This is a genomic window from Frankiales bacterium, assembly GCA_016125335.1.
GTDB lineage: Bacteria > Actinomycetota > Actinomycetes > S36-B12 > CAIYMF01 > Longivirga.
This window is the reverse complement of record WGLY01000032.1, coordinates 18,913-36,015: the sequence shown is the minus strand read 5'-3', so window position 1 is coordinate 36,015 and position 17,103 is coordinate 18,913. Positions and strand designations below refer to the sequence as shown.

Below are 17,103 nucleotides of genomic sequence, written 5' to 3'. Positions count from 1 at the left end.
TTCCTGCGGGGTCATCGGCTGATCCCGTGGTCGCGTCCATAGCGGTGGCCGTGGCTGTGGCTGCGGTGGGGTGGGTCGTGGTCGACGGTGAACGGTTCCTGTGCCCGCGTGGGCTGGGTGGGGTGGAGCCGGGGGTCGTCGGGGCCGGTGTAGACGTTGGGGTCCTTCACGTCTCTGCTGTCCCAGGTGGCCCACTCCTGGCGGCGGCGTCGCCGAGCCTGGGTCTCGTCGCTGTCGCGCTGGGTGGTGTCGGCGTCGACGACGGCGGCGTGTTGGGTGACGGTGGCGTCCTGGGTCCCGAGGTAGGTCAGAGCCTGGTCGAGGTCGCCTTCGCTGCGCCGCACCGCAGCCTCTGCGGTGGTGCGGCGTTTGCGGGCCCAGAACGGCACCCGCTCGAGCTCCGCCCGCTGGGACTCCAGCTCGGTCCTGACGCGGGTGACGTGATCGGCTGCCATGTCGCGGCGAGCCCGGGCGCCGGCGAGGGCGTCGCGGTTGCGTTGGTGCTCGCGCGGGATCGCCGGGCTGGGCCGGGCTGCCTCCTCGCGGGCCCACGCCGCCTCGCGCGCGGCGTGGACGGGCGGGTCGAGGAGGGCGTGCGCGGCACGCTCGCGTCCGCTGGTCGCGACCGCGCGGGCGAGCATGGCGAGCGCGGCGTCGAGGTCGGGCCGTGCGAGCTGCACCCCGGGGCTGGAACTGGTCATGGCGTCACCCTGGGCTGGCACCCCTTGCCGCGAGCCTGGCCACGGTTCCTGCCCGTCTTCCGCCAGCCCGGCGGCCAGGGGTCCGGGGTATGGACGCGACCCTGGCCCTGCCCCGGCCTTCGTACCGGATGCTGTCGGCGGGTGCCGGTGGGGGCCGGCGTCTCCGGTGGCCAACTCCGGGGTGGTGTGGACGTGGTTCTCCAGGCGCCCGCGCGACATCGCGACGTAGAGGTGCTCCCGGTCGAGGCCGGCGCGGGCCAGGACGATGCCGACGTCCGCGGTCGCGCCCTGCGCGCCGTCGATCGTGGCGGCCCACCCGTACTCCGCGTGCCGGGCCAAGTAGGCGCCGGGGAGGGTGAGGGTGCCGCGGCCACGCAGGTCCGCCACGACCAGCCCACCGGTGTCGCTGGCGGCCAGGACGCGGAACCGGTCCCCATTGCGCAGGGTCTCGCCCCCGATCCGGGTGCGGCTGTCGTTCTTCTTCGCCAGCAGCACGTCCCCGGCCCGCCAGGACCGCTGCTCGACCTGGCCACGAGTCGACGCCGATCGGGTAGCGATGACGGCGAGGTTGGGGCCGGTGACAGCGCCGGTGGCGATCGCGACAGCGCGGGCGCGGGCGTTGAGCGCGTTCACGTCCGTCCACGCCCGCGCCAGCATCAACGCATCCCGCCCGGTGATCGTGGCTGTATGCCAGCGGTCGAAGACCGCGTCCGCGGCGTCCTCACTCGACGCCGCCGGGTGGACCCGCCCCCGCTGCGCATAGATGTCCAGGACGCCCGCGTCGCCGGCTCGTAGGCGCAGTGTGGCGGCGGCTTCCCACGGGTGGGTGAACCGGTGCAGCTCGGTAAGCTCGATGACCTGACCGCTCAGCTTGTGGGTGAGGTGCTCGAACATGCCACCGGGGGCGTTGACCGCACCGATCTGCCCCGGGTCCCCGACCAGGACCAGACGTGCTCGGTGCTTCGCGACGTAAGCGGTGAGGGCGTCGAGGTCCGCGGTGGTGAGCATCGAGGCCTCATCGACCACGACCACCTCTCGCCGCATGTATCCCGGATCGGACGGGACCTTCACTGGCGTCGGGTTGGTCGCCTCGTTGAGCAGCCAGCGGGCCACGGTCTGACCCGGTGCGCCGGTCGCCTTCGCGAGCTCGGCGGCGGCACGCGCGGACGGGGCCAGCGCGGTCACGTCCTTCCAGTCGTTGCCCCAGACCACCGTGGCCGCGGCCAGGGTGGTGGTCTTCCCCGCCCCCGCCGGTGCGGTCATCACCGTGACCAGGTCACGAGTCGCGATCAGGCGCACCACCGCCCGGGCCTGCTCCTCGGAGAGCCCCGCCTCGCCGGACAGCAGCAACGCGACGAAGTCCGGGCGCAGCCGCTCCGGGGACCGGAACCCACCCGTCACCGCCCGGTCCAGGATCCGAGCCTCGGTCTCCACCAGCTCCCGCGACGCGTAGCGGGCATCGGAAGCGCGCGCGCTCACCCCGGACGGGTCCGCACCCAAGGACACCGCGCCGGAGAGCCCGACCTCGGTGAGCGCGAGGTCGGTGATCTCCTCCACCCACGCCACGGCATCGGCCGCCGACCTCAGCCGGGGGTCCCCCGTCGTCGGGACCCGCGACGCGACCGCGACGGCCAGGTCCGCACGGGACCAGATCGCCTTGCGCCGCCCGACCTCGGTCACCGAGTCCACCAGCACCGCTCCCGACCACCCGGACGGCACCGGAACGTTTCTCGCCTGGGCGTTCGCGGTCCGGACGGAGTCCGTCACCGCGTCCGCCTCGAACCCCAACGCCGCCGCCTGCGCCGCCCATAGGGCACGACGGTCACCCTCGGGGACGGGTGCGTCCTTCGCCGGCCTCGTCGAGAGCACCGCCGTCTTGATGATCCGCGCGCGCTCCGCCGCGGACACCGGGCGGCCGAGGGCGTCCTCGGCGTCGGCGATCGTCGGGACCGCGTCCGCCATCACCGCGGACGTGCGCGAGGACCACGCGGCCATGAGCGGCTCGGGGACGCCGGCGATCTCGGCCTGACCGTGCTCGGACACCGGCCCGAACGACACCGGCAACCGCGCGCTCAGCTCCGCCCGCAGCGCGGTCTGGTAGATCACACCCGCGGACTTCTTGTGGTGGAAGATCTCGTGCCCGTCCAACGTCCGCCACGCCCCATCGACGCAGCGGACCTTGTTCACCACCAGGGCATGGGTGTGCAGCTGCGGATCCCCCGTGCGCGACGTCCGATGATCGAAGCACGCGGCCGTGAACCCAGCCAAGGAGATCTGCTCGACACCGTCACGGCCACGTCGCGACAGCGACGCATGGGTCTCGAGGTAGCCGAGCGCGGCGTTGACCGCCGCGGCATGTGCCGCGTCGATCGCGGCCATCGTCCGGGCGTCACCCAACGCCCACAGGGTGCTCACCGACTTCGGCGCCGAGAACGTCAGGTCGTACCCCGTGACCGCATCCGCGCGCCAGGCTGACCCCAGCGCGACACCTGTTGTCGGGGACAGGGCGCGACCGAACAGTGCTTCGAGTTCACGCTCCTGCACCTCGGCACCTGCTGTGAGGCCGAGCTGCGCGAGGCCGGACCCATGCCAGCGGCCAGGGGTGTCGCCGTGCTCGGCGTAGTACTCGCACGCACCACCCGCGACGCTGCGCTGGTAGTACCGCCAGGAGGAACGACCGATCTTCGCACTGGACAACACGAAACATCACAACCCGGAAACCCGTTGAGCCACAATGGACTCAGGGCCAGACGGTACACGCCGCCGATGCACATGTCTGCTTCGATTTGCGGCAGGTGGCTGTCACTGGTCGGGCGCGATGATCGGTCGGTGACGGCGTGGCAGTGGACGGTCTCGACTGGACGGAGGCGGACGATTCGTCTCGTGTGGTCGACGTTGGAAGTTGATGTCGCGTTCGCGCGTGTCGTCGGCGACGGACCGCCGATGGGCCGCCGCTCCGGCTGCCCCGCGTCGCGCGACCCACGGCCTCGCCGAAGCCCCGCAGACCCCCGCCACTCCGAAGGAACCACGCGAGCCAGCGCCGATGATCTCTATAGCGCTATCGCCCAGCGATTCGATAGGCACGATGCGACCGCGCCTGAGGTGAGAGCAGTCCAGGAGCGTCTGACTAACGCGCGCAGGGTCACGCGGCACAGCGTCCGGTAACTGAGGGGAACGAGACGAGACACAGCTCAATCGATCGCGTCGAGTATCCATCGAGCCGCAAGTTCCCACTCCCCCAAGGGAAGAAGGGTAGGTACCAAGACCCGCCTCCTCCTGCGGTGTTTCAGCACGTCAGATGCTTGTCGAAGTGCAGGCGGCGGGGGTCGAACCGGGTTGGAGCCCGGGAATCCGTTGGTACTCGGCACGTTCGAGCACGGGGCGGACATGGATGTAGCGGGACGGACGTGGTCCCTTCGTGACCCCCTATTGACACCGTCAACGCCATTCGTTCGCCATGGCGGGAGCGCACGTCCCCTCCCGTCACACCATCGGCCGGCAGGGCGTGAGTTCGTGCCCGTGACCACGAAAGAAAGTGTCCCGCTTCTGGCCTCTGCTCAAGTCCGCCCTCGGGCACATTCGATGGCCGAACGCTGTCACCGACCCAGGAATCCCGCCGCTCCGAGCGGTTGCGTTTCAAGGGCGGCCAAACGAGCAACTCCGTCCAGGACAATCGCCGCGTCCGGCGCCATCTTGGCGAGCGTCAGGGACATCTTGAGACTCGCCGGGATCGTCAATCGCAGGGACTCTCGGGCAAGATCAGCCGCCCGGGCGGCACCGTCGCAGCCTGCCCGACGCCACTGCAGCGGGCCGGGATCAACAAGCCGCACCGCAGGGACCGCGCTTGGACGCAGGTTTGCTCCCGACGGCGCCCCGCGTCGGGGGACTGCCTGCTGGTGGGGTGCAGTTTGTGCGCTCGGCCTCTGGGCAGGGAGTGGCCGTCATGGCGGCAAAATCTGGACGCGCCCGTTGAGCAAGCGAGCGGGGTACGTCCTGACTGGTTTGGTTGCCGGCAGGTTCAGCGCGGCTCCGGTACGCAAGTCGAACCTTGACCCGTGCATCCAGCACTCGATCGTACGGTCGGCGACATCTCCCTCGGACAGAGGCACGGCCGCGTGGGTGCACTCGTCGTGCACGGCGTAGATCTCCCCGCACGTGTACACGAGGCAGACCGCGACGCCCTCGACAAGGATTCCGAGTGGGACATCGGGTTCAAGGTCACGGAGCTCGCGAACGGTTAGCCACGTCATGTGCTCACCTCACCTGTGGCGCTGCGCGCCACGCGGGCGTCGATGAGATCCCATGTCTCCCCGTCCAGGGCGATGGCTGCGGCGGGGAACATCCCGTTCTCCTCCCGGTCGATGTGGTGGCGCATCAGCATCTCCAGCGTGGCGGCCGCCTCGAGATCCCCGCCGGACACAAGGGCGAGTAGCGAGTCGAGCTCGCGGTGCTCCGCACAGAGCGAGTCGATGGGAGCGGTGAACTCCGAATCACACCGCAGTTCAGCGAACAGGCCGACCTCCTCGCGGACCGCGTGCGGCTCGAGCAGCGCAGCGACCACTGCTGCCGCGGTCCGTGCCGCGGCGGCGTCCCCCACGGCTGCCGCGCGGCTGAGCAGGCCGGTCGCATTGATGATCGCCTCGTGCTCGGACATGAGCTGACCGATGACAGTGATGGCGCGGCACCCGCAGTAGGAGCACATGGCTAGCGGGTCCGGGTGAGCCGGACCCGCCAGGCGTCGGGTCCGCGCTGGTCGTAGGACACTCCGAAGGCGCCGGGCTCCCGCTCCTCGAGCTGCCTGAGCAGGGGTAGCGGGTCGTGAGGCGCGACCAGGACGAGGGAGCCCGCGAGGGGAACCGCACCGACGGCACCGAAGACCGTCGCATGTCGGATGGCGTGCGGAACGTCTCGGACGTCGAGGACCGGCGCGTCCTGGTCGCCGTCCGACCCACCGCAGCCGCACGCCGCCCCATGAGTCTCGGCGGAAACTGTCGCTGCGGCCGGGCGATCGCGATGGTCCGGGGGATCTTCCCGTACGTGTTGCTCGTCGGCTCCGAGCAGTTCGTGCATCCCGGTCAGGATCTTGGTCAACGACACCGACGGGTCGGCGGCGATCCGCGGCAGGAGCAGGTCGTTCTCCTTGGCGAGATGTACATCGAACAGCACGCGCAGGGCGTTCGCCCCCGCGGCCGCTCGCACCGGGTTCTCGGTCGCACGGACCTCTGCGACCAGGCTCTCTAGGACCCGGTGCTCGGCGAGCATCGACTCGACTAGGAGCCGGGCTCGCTCGTCGGACACGGCCGCCGGGTACAGGGTGGACTCCTCCGCCGCTGCGTGCGCAAGCAGCTCGCCGGTGCAGAAGTCCAGCAGGCGGTGCCGGGCGGTGTCCGCGGCGTTCACAGCCACTCCGCGCACGCCCGCGGCGGCGGTCAGGAGCGCGTCCGTGAGCGAGGTCAGGGCGCCGGCGAGTTCGGCGTGGTGTCGGACGACGGCGGCCACGGCGTCGGACTCGGCCTCGCTTGACGCGAGGACCACCCCGGTTCGCGACGATGTCGTAGCCGCAGGAGTGCCACGGTTCGGGGTGGTCTGCGTGATGTCCACGATGTTCTCCTCAGTTGCGCCGACGGGTAGCCGGCTGCCTCATTATTTAATACACTGTTGTACGTGGAAATTCTAGGGCCGGCGCCTGCTCGGTACGACACAGCGGCGGTGCCGCTGTCCCCGCAGCGCGCCCGCGTGCTCGAACATCTGCAGGGGTCCGCTGCGGCGGTCACGGTGGAGTCGCTGGCGACGCGACTGGTCCAGCACCCCAACACGGCGCGCAAACACCTCGAGGGCCTCGTCGCGCGGGGGCTGGCCACGAGGTCACCGGCGCCGATCCTCGGTCGCGGCCGGCCCGGGTGGCAGTACACCGCGGCCCTTGGCCAGGCCGAGCCCGACCCTCGGGTCCGCGACTATGCCGGCCTCGCTGGGGCGCTGGCAGCACACATCTCGCGCACGAGCAGCGACCCTGGGGCTGACGCGCTGGCCGCGGGCGACACCTGGGGTCGCTCACTCGTCACCGACCCGTCGGCCCGGAGCCCCACGCACGCCCGTCGCCAGGTCGTCGGCCTGCTTGCCCGCCTCGGGTTCGACCCCAGCGGCGACGCCCGCGGCGCCAAGGTCCGGTTGCGGCGTTGCCCGCTCCTCGACGTCGCCCGCGCCCAACCCGACATCGTCTGCCCGCTACACCTCGGCCTCGTCCGTGGAGCCCTGGCCGAGCTGGGCGGGGACCCGCAACGCGCCCACCTCCGTCCCTTCGCCGAGCCGGGCGCCTGCCTGCTGCACCTCAACGATCCGATCGCCTGAGCACCGGCACGACACGCGTGACCCGGCACCCTCGACCTCCAAGCACGGGAAGGAACACCGCATGAACAAGATCTCGCTCGACGCCGTCGCCCGCGAACAGCTGAGGCTCGCCCATCGCGCGGCCAGCGGACGCAGCGCCGAAACGGTCTACGGAGGTCACGAACGCGTGCTGCGCCAGACCCTGATCGCCCTGACCGCGGACACCACCATGGCCGAGCACGAGAGCCCCGGTGACGCGACCCTCCTCGTGGTTGTCGGCCGTGTCCGACTCTCCTCCGGCAGCGACGAGTGGGAGGGGCGGGCCGGGGACCTGCTCGTGATCCCCGCGGCACGCCACACCCTCGACGCGCTCGAGGACTCCGCCGTCCTGCTCACCGTGGCCAAGACCCCATGACGATGCCCGAGCACGTGTGCGACGGAGAGGACCTCCACACGGACCTGACCCACCTCCACGAAGCCCTCACCGTGACCCGCTCCGAGGCTCTCGCCGATCCCCGCAACCAGGTCGAAGGGCTCGACCAGGCGGCGTGCGGTCCACACCTCAAGCACCTCGCCGAGCTGGCGGCGGCCGCCGCCGCGGGGTGGCGCCTCCGCCCGCGACTGGCGCGGCGACGTCCTCGCTCAGGTCGGACCGTCGGCGGCCGGGCCGTTGGACAGCGCGGAGATCTGCATGCGCCAAGCCGGCCTCTGGCCATGGAGACCCTGACTGCTCCTCGCAGTTCTCTGGAACCGTCCCGGCTACCGAGCGCCGTCGTCGGCAACCCTGAGGACCCGCGATCACAGCGATCGCCGTCGCAAGCGGACCTGGGCCAGCCACGCGCGTCGCTGCCGACCGGGGTGGCGGCGCAGCCACGTGATGGCGGCACGGCAGGGACTGAGCCTCCGCCCGGAACGAGGCGTGCGCAGATCATGCACAACGGCAGCTCGGCAGACGCGTCGCACGAGATACTCCACCACGTGACCGCGGCAGCAACCCCGCACGTGACTGAGTCTCGGGCGCAGCGCATCCGCGCCGGGGTGAGCGGCCTTCACCCTGGCTACTTCGCCCTGGTCATGGCCACGGGCATCATGTCGATCGGAACCAGCACCGCCGGGGTGGGCTGGCTGTCGCTGTCACTGCTGTGGCTGGCCGTGATCTGCTACGTCATCCTGGTGCTGCTCCTCGCATGTCGCCTGATCGCCTTCCGGCACGACCTGGTGAACGACCTCAGCGATCCGGCGAGAGCCTTCGGGTTCTTCACGTTCGTGGCCGCCACGAACGTGATCGGAGCCCGGCTGGTCGGCGATGGGCATCGCGAGGTCGTCGTCGGGCTGCTGGCGGTGTCGTCCCTGGCTTGGCTCTTTCTGGGGTACTTGATCCCGGCCATGGTGGCGCACCGGCCCAGGACCGACCCGGCGTTGCGCGGGGTCAACGGGAGCTGGTTCATCTGGGTCGTTGCCAGCCAGTCCATCGCCGTGCTGGCTGCGACCCTCGAGCCACAGGTCGACGTGGGCCGGCGCGAGCTGGCGCTCGTCGCGGTGTTCTCCTGGTCGGTCGGGCTGTTCCTCTACGGCACCGTCGGTGTGCTGGTGGTCGTCCGGCTGCTGATGTTCAAGATTCAACCGGTTGAGGCCACCCCGCCGTACTGGGTGGCGATGGGTGCCACCGCTATCAGCGTGGTGGCGGGGTCGAAGATCGTCGAGATGGCGAAGGCACCCATGGTCACGGCCACCAGCGCCCTGATCGCTGGCCTGGCCGTGCTGTTCTGGGCCTTCGGAACGTGGCTGATCCCGGCGCTGCTCGCCGTCGGCTATTGGCGGCATTTCCGGCACCGCGTCCCGCTGGTGTACGAGCCCTCGATGTGGAGCATCGTGTTCCCACTCGGCATGTACGGCGTCGGCTCTGCGTACCTCGGTGAGGTTGACGACCTGCCGATCGTCAAGGCCATCGGTCACGCCGAGATCTGGGTGGCGCTGGCGGTGTGGGCGATCGTCTTCGGTGCGATGCTGCACCACCTCGCGCGCACCGTGTTCAGGGCCGACCCACCTCGTTGAGCCGTCATCTACCGACTGTTGCCGCTCCCGAGATCTTCAAAAGCGCTCCGCAGCCGTGTGGGCGGCGACGTGGTCGATCACCTGAGCCTCGGGCTACTCATGACCGCAGCGTGCGAGAGCTACCCCGCGGTACACCGCACCTCAGACCGGCGGGTGCGGTCGAAGGAGCGCCACATCAGCCCGTAGCGCCCTGCTCTCCGAGCAGGTCGACGAGCACGATCGCATGACTGGTCTCGAGGCGCCTGGAGGCAGTGAGCAGCGTGACGTTCCTGCGCTTGGCGAGGGTACGCAGGTGGCGCACGGCTTCGATTCGTTCGGGATCCTCGAGCTCGGTCCGGTATCGCTCGCGGAACTGTTCGAACAGTTCGGGGTCGTGTCCATACCAGGTGCGGAGTTCCACCGACGGGGCGACGGTCTTGCACCACTCGTCGAGATCCGCCCTCACGTGGGACAGGCCTCGAGGCCAGAGCCGGTCGACGAGCACCCTGGCGCCGTCGCCCCACACGCGCCCGTCGTAGGCGTGTCCCACTCGGATCTTGTGCGGGTGTGACATGCGCCGGCTCCTCTCGTGCACCTCAACGCACGAGCGGGGTCACGCGAGCCAGGCAGCAACCGCTACCAAGGCGAACATCGCGAGCTCGACCAGCCCGATGACCTTGGCTCGCGCGGGACGCCGCCCGACGAGGAACGCGCGGACGGCCAGTGCGGCGAACGGCACGACCAGGGCCCAGCCTTCGGGCAGCCCCCACTTCGCGGCCAGTGCGACCGAGACCACCACCGACGAGACGGCGAACGCACGAGAGGCTCGTGCGTACCGCGGATCTCGTCGTTCGCGGATCAGTGCCTTCACGTGCAGCGTCGAGCCGGCCAGCACCAGCCAGCAGACGACGGTGAGGACGGCGATCTGCGCGGGCACGGTGCCGGGCAGCGGCACCGTGCTCGCGGCGGTGCTCACCGCCCACGTGACCGGGACGAGCAGTGCGCACTCCGTGACGACGACGAGGTCGTTGGCCAGGGCACGCTCGTTGTTGCGCCGTGCGTAGCGGACGTTCACCGCGACGAGCGCGAAGAGCACCACCCCCACCCAGGCGAGCCACGGGAACCGGAGAAGCAGGAGTGCAGCGGGTACCGCGGCGAGGGCGGCCCACAGCACGAAGGGGCGTCGGAATCGTTCGGGGCGGCGGTCGCGCAGCAGGCGCCCGCCCGCGTAGCTCGCGGGGTAGGCCGCGAACCACGCGACCGCGAGCACGACCGTCCACCACGATGGCGTCACAACCGTGCAGGCGAGCACGAGGGGCAGCGCCAGGAACGCCCACGCCCCGTGCTGTGGGGGCAGGACCGGTGCGCGTCGTCGAGCTGCCGGCCGCGGGGCCGTCGAGGTGCTCACTTGTGTTGCACCGGCTCCCATCCGCGGCGCGGCGCGCGCGCTGAGCCCTCGGGGTCGCGGCTGCGGTAGACGAGGTAGGGCCGCGTCAGGTAACCGACCGGGGCGCTGAAGATGTGCACGAGCCTCGTGAACGGGATCAGCGCGAAGAGCAGCATGGCGAGCACCGCGTGGATCTGGAACGACGGCGGTGCGAGCACCATGCCGCTCGCGTCGGGGCTGAAGACGAACAGGCTGCGGAACCAGACGGCGACCGTCTCGCGGTAGTTGTAACCGCCCGGGTACTCGCCCGTCACGTTGAGCAGGTTGATCGCCACGGTGTTGTAGACCCCCAGCAGCACGACAGCTGCGAGCATCACGTACATGAGCTTGTCCATGCGCGTTGTCACGGTGAAGACGCGGCCGACGGTGCGCCGGCGGTAGATCAGGATCGCAAGACCCACCACGACCATGACCGCCGCGATCACGCCGAACGTCACCGCGGCCACGTGGTAGAGGTGCTCGCTCACGCCTACCGCGCTGGTCCAGCCCTCGGGCACGACGAGTCCGAGGATGTGCCCGCCGAGAGCCATGAGGATGCCGAAGTGGAACAGGGGGCTGCCGATGCGGAGCAGACGCGACTCGTACATCTGCGACGAGCGGGTGGTCCAGCCGTACTGGTCGTAGCGGTAGCGCCAGAACATGCCGATCGCGAACGCAACCGTGGTCACGTAGGGCAGCACGACCCACAGGAAGGTCTGGGTGGCGGTCATGTCCGGGCTCCCACTCGCAGCGACTCGACGGGGATGAACGGGGTGAGGCCCACCATCTCGGTCGGCGGACCGCTCGCAGCCAGCTCGGCGGCCTTCGGTCCGGCCATGCCGGTGGGCACCACCGTCAGCAGGGCTGCGGCGACCTCGGCGTACGGCGAGTCGAAGCCGTCGAGCGCGTGGTGCAGCAGCTCGAGCCCTGCGCGGTTGCGCCCGAGGATCCCGAGCGCCGACTTGAGGTCTCCGACGGCGCCGAACTCCAGCACCACCGGAAGGAAGTCCGGCAGCTCGCCGTCGCCGATCGTGAACCCCACGCTCTGGTAGGCCTCCTTGAAGCCCACGAGCGCCATGCCACGACCACGGGTGTCGCCGTTGAGGAAGTAGGTGAGGTAGAGGCACGCCTTGCGACGACGGTCGAAGATCTCGACGTAGTGCTCCTGGGCGCGGAGCACGTCGGTCGACGCCAGCCAGTCGAGGAACCGCGCGAGCGGGTCGCGTGCCTGCGCCGGGAGCACGGCGAGGTGCTCACGGACGAGCGGGATGCGCTCCACCGTCGCCTCGTCGGGATAGCTGAGCAGCAACGAGCACGCCGCGAGCAGGCGACGGGTCGCGATCGGGTCGCTCATCGCTCTCCCCCGGCCTCGGGCAGGTTCGCGTACTTCTCGGCCTCGGCCCGCTGCTTGGTGAGGTGGAAGCTCTCGATCGACACCGGGATCGGTCCCTTGCCGTTGACCGAGGTGCCCTGCATGCCCGGGCCCCCCTCGTAGTCCAGCGAGCAGCCCGGCGACTCCTCGAGCGCCTCCGCCGCCTCCCGGTGCGCGGCGGGGATGACGTAGCGGTGCTCGTACTTCGCGATCGCCAGCAGCCGGTACATCTCGTAGACCTCCTCGCCGGTGAGTCCGACCGCCTCGGCGATCGACTCGTCTGGGTCGCGGCCGAGGTTGATGTCGCGCATGTAGGCGCGCATCGCGGCGAGGCGACGCAGGACACCGTCGACGACGGACACGTCGCCGGCTGTCATGAGGTTGGCGAGGTAGCCGATCGGGATCCGCATCGCCTCGATCGCCGCGAACAGGTTGCCCTTGTCCTCGGCGTCGTGACCTGTGTTGGCCAGCGCATCCACCACGGGCGAGAGCGGCGGGATGTACCAGACCATCGGCATGGTGCGGTACTCCGGGTGCAGCGGCAGGGCCAGCTTGTAGGTCTTCGCCAGGGCGTAGACCGGCGACTTCTGCGCGGCCTCGATCCAGTCCTCCGCGATGCCGTCACGCAGCGCCTGCTCGATGACCTCGGGGTCGTTCGGGTCGAGCAACAGGTCGAGCTGGGCCTCGTAGAGGTCCTGCTCGTTCTCGACCGACGCGGCGGCCATCACCTTGTCGGCGTCGTAGAGGAAGAGGCCGAGGTAGCGCAGGCGGCCTACGCAGGTCTCGGAGCAGACGGTGGGCTGGCCGACCTCGATGCGCGGGTAGCACATCGTGCACTTCTCGGCCTTGCCAGTGCGGTGGTTGAAGTAGACCTTCTTGTAGGGGCAGCCCGAGACGCACATGCGCCAGCCGCGGCACATGTCCTGGTCGACGAGCACGATGCCGTCCTCGGACCGCTTGTACATCGCACCCGACGGGCACGAGGCCACGCACGACGGGTTGAGGCAGTGCTCGCAGATTCGCGGCAGGTAGAACATGAAGGCCTTCTCGAACTCGAAGGACACCTGGTCCTCGATGCCCTTGAGCATCGGGTCCTTGTGCCCGTTCTCGGCGGTGCCGCCGAGGTCGTCGTCCCAGTTCGCGCCCCAGCGGATCTCCATGTCCTTGCCGGTGATCATCGACTTCGGCCGTGCCACGGGCACCGTGTCCATCGGCGGGGAGCTGATGAGCGTGTCGTAGTCGTAGGTCCACGGCTCGTAGTAGTCGTCCAGACCGGGGAGCTTGGGGTTGCTGAAGATCTGGGTGAGCCGGTGCCAGCGGCTGCCGCTGCGCAGGCGCAGCTTGCCGCGCTTGTTCAGGACCCATCCACCCTTCCACTGCTCCTGGTCCTCGTAGCGGCGCGGGTAGCCCTGACCGGGGCGCGTCTCGACGTTGTTGAACCACACGTACTCGACGCCGCGCCTGTTCGTCCACGTCTGCTTGCACGTGACCGAGCAGGTGTGGCACCCGATGCACTTGTCGAGGTTCATCACCATGCCCACCTGGGCCATGACTCTCGTCATCAGTACTGAACCTCCTGCGAGCGGCGACGGATCGTGGTGACCTCGTCGCGCTGGTTGCCGGTGGGGCCGTAGTAGTTGAAGCCGTAGGACAGCTGGGCGTAGCCACCGATGAGGTGCGTCGGCTTGAGCAGCAGGCGCGTCAGCGAGTTGTGGATGCCGCCGCGCTTCCCGGTCTTCTCGACCCGCGGGACGCCGATCGTGCGGTCCTTCGCGTGGTACATGTAGACGGTGCCCTCGGGCATCCGGTGCGAGACGACCGCGCGCGCGACGACGATGCCGTTGCGGTTGTGCGCCTCGATCCAGTCGTTGTCGGCGACGCCGATCTTGTCGGCGTCCTCCTTGCTCATCCAGATGTCCGGGCCGCCGCGCGAGAGCGCCAGCATGAACAGGTTGTCCTGGTACTCCGAGTGGATCGACCACTTCGAGTGCGGGGTGAGGTAGCGCACCACCACGTGCGACTCGCCGTGGTCGCCGATCTTCGGGTAGCCGGCGAGCGCCGCGAGGTTGAGCGGCGGGCGGTAGGTCGGGAAGCACTCGCCGACCTCGGCCATCCAGTCGTGGTCGAGGAAGAAGTGCTGGCGACCGGTGAGGGTGTGCCAGGGCTTACCTCGTTCAACGTTGATGGTGAAGGGCGAGTAGCGCCTGCCACCGTGCTCGCTGCCGGACCACTCCCACGAGGTGATGACCGACTGCGGCCGGCTCTGGGTGTCGGCGAAGGTGATCTGCTTGCCCTCGTGCTCGCGCGCGAGGTCGGCCAGCTCCACGCCGGTCCGCTTCTCGAGCTGCTCGAACCCGGCCACCGCGACCGCGCCGTTCGACACTCCGGACAGCGTGAGGATCGCTTCGCACGCCTGCTCGGCCGACTTCAGCAACGGCCGACCGTCGGCCACGCCACCGCGCGCGACGCCGTTGACCTTGCGCAGGTGCTCCACGGAGTTGGGCTGCTTGAGGGTGACGCCCTTGACCACCGTGCCGAGGTTCTCGACGTTCGGGCCGAGCGCGGTCATCATCGCCGCGATCTCGCCGTAGTTGCGCTGCACCACCGCGATGTTCGGCATCGTCTTGCCGGGGATCGGCTCGCACTCGCCCGCTCGCCAGTCGAGCACGCGGCCGCCCGGCTGGCCGATCTCGGTCGGGGTGTCATGGGTGAGCGGGGTCGCGACGACGTCGGTCTGGGTGCCGAGCCGCGGTCCGGCCATCTCGCTGAAGACCTCGGCGAGCCGGGTGAACGTGTCGTAGTCGCTGCGCGCCTGCCACGGCGGTGCGATCGCGGCGTTGAACGCGTGGATGTAGGGGTGCATGTCGGTGGAGGCGATGTCGTACTTCTCGTACCACGTCGCCGCGGGCAGCAGCACGTCGCTGAACAGCCCTGTGCTGGTCATCCGGAAGTCCAACGACACCAGGAGATCCAGCTTCCCGACCGGGGCCTCCTCGCGCCACGTCACGTCCTTCGGGCGCAGGCCCTCGGGCGTCTCCACGTTGTCGATCGCCCCGTCTGCGCCGAGCAGATGGTGCAGGAAGTACTCGTTGCCCTTGCCCGACGAGCCCAGCAGGTTCGCGCGCCACACGGTGAGCACGCGCGGGAAGTTCTCCGGCGCGTCCGGGTCCTCGACCGCGAACTTCAGGCGTCCGGCCTTGAGCTCGGACACGACGTAGTCCGCCGGCGACATCCCGGCCTTCTCCGCGTCCGCGGCCAGCGTCAGCGGGTTGCGGTCGAACGTCGGCGATCCCGGTGTCCACCCCATCCGCACCGCCTGCGCGAGGGTGTCGGCGAACGACTGACCGGCGAAGATGCCTGTGCCGAGCGGGGTCGCGACGTCCTCGGCGCCGAACGCGTCGTAGCGCCACTGGTCGGTGTGGAGGTACCAGTACGACGTCCCCGCCATCTGACGCGGCGGTCGGACCCAGTCGAGGCCGAAGGCCAGCTGCGCCCAGCCGGTGAACGGTCGCGCCTTCTCCTGGCCGACGTAGTGCGCCCAGCCGCCACCGTTCTTGCCCTGGCAGCCGGTGAGCACCACCAGCGCGATGATCGCGCGATAGGTGGCGTCGGAGTGGTACCAGTGGTTCGTCCCGGCGCCGAGCGTGATCAGCGAGCGCCCGTTCGACTCCTCGGCGTTCGCCGCGAACTCGCGGGCGATCCGGGTGACGGTCTCGGCCGGGACGGAGGTGATCTCCTCCTGCCACGCAGGCGTGTAGAGGCTCGACGCGTCGTCATAACCGCCAGCCCACTCGCCCGGGAGGCCGGCACGGCCCACGCCGTACTGCGCGAGCAGCAGGTCGTAGACCGTCGTGACAAGCCGGTCGCCGACGCGCCGGACCGGCACGCCGCGGCGGATGATCGAGCCCTGCTCGCTGCCCGCGTCTCCGACGTCGAAGCGCGGCATGTCGACGGCGACCGACTCGCCTGCGGGGTCGTAGAGCGAGAGCACCGGCTCGATGCCGTCGAGGTCGAGGTTCCACTTCCCCATGCCGGACTCGTTGTGGCGGAAGCCGATCGAGCCGTGCGGGATCACCGGCTCGTTCGTCCGGCGGTCCATCATCGCCGGCTTCCACTCGGCCACGTCCTCCTCGATGCCGAGGTCGGCCGCGTTCACGAACCGGTCAGGCACCCAGGCGTCCTCGCGCTGGCGCAGCGAGATGAGGAACGGCAGGTCGGTGAGGCGCTTGGCGTAGTCGACGAACATCGGCACCTGCCGGTCGACGTAGAACTCCTTGAGCACCACGTGGCCCATCGCCATGGCCAGCGCCCCGTCGGTCCCGGGCGCCGCGGGCATCCACTCGTCGGCGAACTTGGTGTTGTCGGCGTAGTCCGGGCTGACGGTGACGACCTTCTGGCCCTTGTAGCGGGCCTCGGTCATGAAGTGGGCGTCGGGCGTGCGGGTCGTGGGGATGTTCGAGCCCCACATGATGAGGTAGCTGGCGTTCCACCAGTCGGCCGACTCGGGGACGTCGGTCTGGTCGCCCCAGATCTGCGGCGACGCGATCGGCAGGTCGGCGTACCAGTCGTAGAACGACAGCATCGTGCCGCCGAGCAGCGAGGTGTAGCGCGCGCCTGAGGCGTGCGACGCCATCGACATCGCCGGGATCGGCGAGAAGCCGGCGACGCGGTCCGGTCCGAACTTCGCGATGGTGTGGACCTGGGCGGCAGCGACGATCTCGAGCGCCTCGTCCCAGGTCGCGCGCACGAGCCCGCCGCGTCCGCGCTGGGAGTGGTAGCGACGGCGTGCGTCCTCGTCGTCGGCGATCGTGGCCCACGCCTTGACCGGATCGCCGTCGTTTGCGAGCTTGGCCGCGCGGTACATCTCGAGGAGCACCCCGCGGACGTACGGATAGCGCACCCGCGTGGGCGAGTAGGTGTACCAGCTGAACGCCGCGCCACGAGGGCAGCCGCGGGGCTCGTACTCCGGCGAGTCCGGACCGACCGAGGGGTAGTCGGTCTGCTGGGTCTCCCAGGTGATGATCCCGTCCTTGACGTAGACCTTCCAGGAGCAGGATCCGGTGCAGTTCACCCCGTGCGTCGAGCGCACGATCTTGTCGTGCGACCACCGGTCCCGGTAGAAGACATCGCCCTCACGACCACCCACCTCGTGCACCGCCCGGTGGTCGGGCGACACATCGGAACGGGTGAGGAACGAGCGGGCCGAGATGAGTCCGTCGACGACCGGGTCGTCGATGCGAGGC

General features: G+C 69.8%; 13 protein-coding genes. 3 read left to right on the top strand and 10 right to left on the bottom strand.

Translation table 11 applies throughout. The annotated features are described in order from the left end of the window. Nucleotides 1-11: 11 nt before the first annotated feature. From GC157_16135 to GC157_16120, 4 genes are all read right to left on the bottom strand, one after another. Entirely contained in the window at nt 12-3,401 is a 3,390-nt protein-coding gene (locus GC157_16135; GenBank protein MBI1378988.1) for a relaxase domain-containing protein, read from the bottom strand. A 1,241-nt stretch (nt 3,402-4,642) separates the two neighbouring features. Beyond that, nucleotides 4,643-4,951, bottom strand: a complete 309-nt coding sequence (locus tag GC157_16130; GenBank protein ID MBI1378987.1) for a Rieske 2Fe-2S domain-containing protein — start codon at nt 4,949-4,951, stop codon at nt 4,643-4,645. After that, nucleotides 4,948-5,403 (bottom strand): hemerythrin domain-containing protein, encoded by a 456-nt coding sequence (locus tag GC157_16125; GenBank protein MBI1378986.1) that lies wholly within the window; start codon nt 5,401-5,403, stop codon nt 4,948-4,950. Before GC157_16125 ends, GC157_16130 begins: the two co-directional genes overlap by 4 nt. 2 nt (nt 5,404-5,405) lie before the next feature. Then, nucleotides 5,406-6,236: a DUF2249 domain-containing protein gene (locus GC157_16120; protein ID MBI1378985.1), complete on the bottom strand. Its 831-nt coding sequence runs from the start codon at nt 6,234-6,236 to the stop codon at nt 5,406-5,408. Between the two features lie 120 nt (nt 6,237-6,356). Here GC157_16120 and GC157_16115 point away from each other — a divergent pair, with 120 nt between their 5' ends. From GC157_16115 to GC157_16105, 3 genes are all read left to right on the top strand, one after another. Next, the gene (locus GC157_16115; GenBank protein MBI1378984.1) at nt 6,357-7,049 is read left to right on the top strand and encodes a transcriptional regulator; all 693 of its coding nucleotides are present in this window, start codon (nt 6,357-6,359) and stop codon (nt 7,047-7,049) included. A gap of 61 nt (nt 7,050-7,110) precedes the next feature. Next, nucleotides 7,111-7,443 (top strand): LuxR family transcriptional regulator, encoded by a 333-nt coding sequence (locus GC157_16110; GenBank protein ID MBI1378983.1) that lies wholly within the window; start codon nt 7,111-7,113, stop codon nt 7,441-7,443. A 515-nt stretch (nt 7,444-7,958) separates the two neighbouring features. After that, the gene (locus tag GC157_16105; protein ID MBI1378982.1) at nt 7,959-9,083 is read left to right on the top strand and encodes a tellurite resistance protein permease; all 1,125 of its coding nucleotides are present in this window, start codon (nt 7,959-7,961) and stop codon (nt 9,081-9,083) included. A 175-nt stretch (nt 9,084-9,258) separates the two neighbouring features. Here the strand turns inward: GC157_16105 and GC157_16100 are convergent, their stop codons facing one another. Genes GC157_16100 through GC157_16075 form a run of 6 tightly spaced genes read right to left on the bottom strand, consistent with a single transcriptional unit; the run spans nt 9,259 to nt 17,096 of the window. Further along, on the bottom strand, nt 9,259-9,636 hold the full coding sequence (locus tag GC157_16100; GenBank protein ID MBI1378981.1) for a DUF488 family protein: 378 nt from the start codon (nt 9,634-9,636) through the stop codon (nt 9,259-9,261). 39 nt (nt 9,637-9,675) lie between these two features. Next, a complete protein-coding gene (locus GC157_16095; protein ID MBI1378980.1) occupies nt 9,676-10,491 on the bottom strand; it encodes a hypothetical protein in 816 nt (271 codons plus the stop codon). Further along, nucleotides 10,467-11,219, bottom strand: coding sequence for a respiratory nitrate reductase subunit gamma (narI, locus tag GC157_16090; GenBank protein ID MBI1378979.1), 753 nt, complete (start codon nt 11,217-11,219; stop codon nt 10,467-10,469). The genes GC157_16095 and narI overlap by 25 nt, the downstream gene beginning before the upstream one ends. Further along, complete coding sequence (gene narJ / locus GC157_16085; protein ID MBI1378978.1) at nt 11,216-11,842, bottom strand: nitrate reductase molybdenum cofactor assembly chaperone; 627 nt, start codon at nt 11,840-11,842, stop codon at nt 11,216-11,218. Before narJ ends, narI begins: the two co-directional genes overlap by 4 nt. Next, on the bottom strand, nt 11,839-13,422 hold the full coding sequence (gene narH / locus GC157_16080; GenBank protein MBI1378977.1) for a nitrate reductase subunit beta: 1,584 nt from the start codon (nt 13,420-13,422) through the stop codon (nt 11,839-11,841). The genes narJ and narH overlap by 4 nt, the downstream gene beginning before the upstream one ends. After that, a complete protein-coding gene (locus GC157_16075) occupies nt 13,422-17,096 on the bottom strand; it encodes a nitrate reductase subunit alpha (GenBank protein MBI1378976.1) in 3,675 nt (1,224 codons plus the stop codon). Before GC157_16075 ends, narH begins: the two co-directional genes overlap by 1 nt. Nucleotides 17,097-17,103 lie beyond the last annotated feature (7 nt).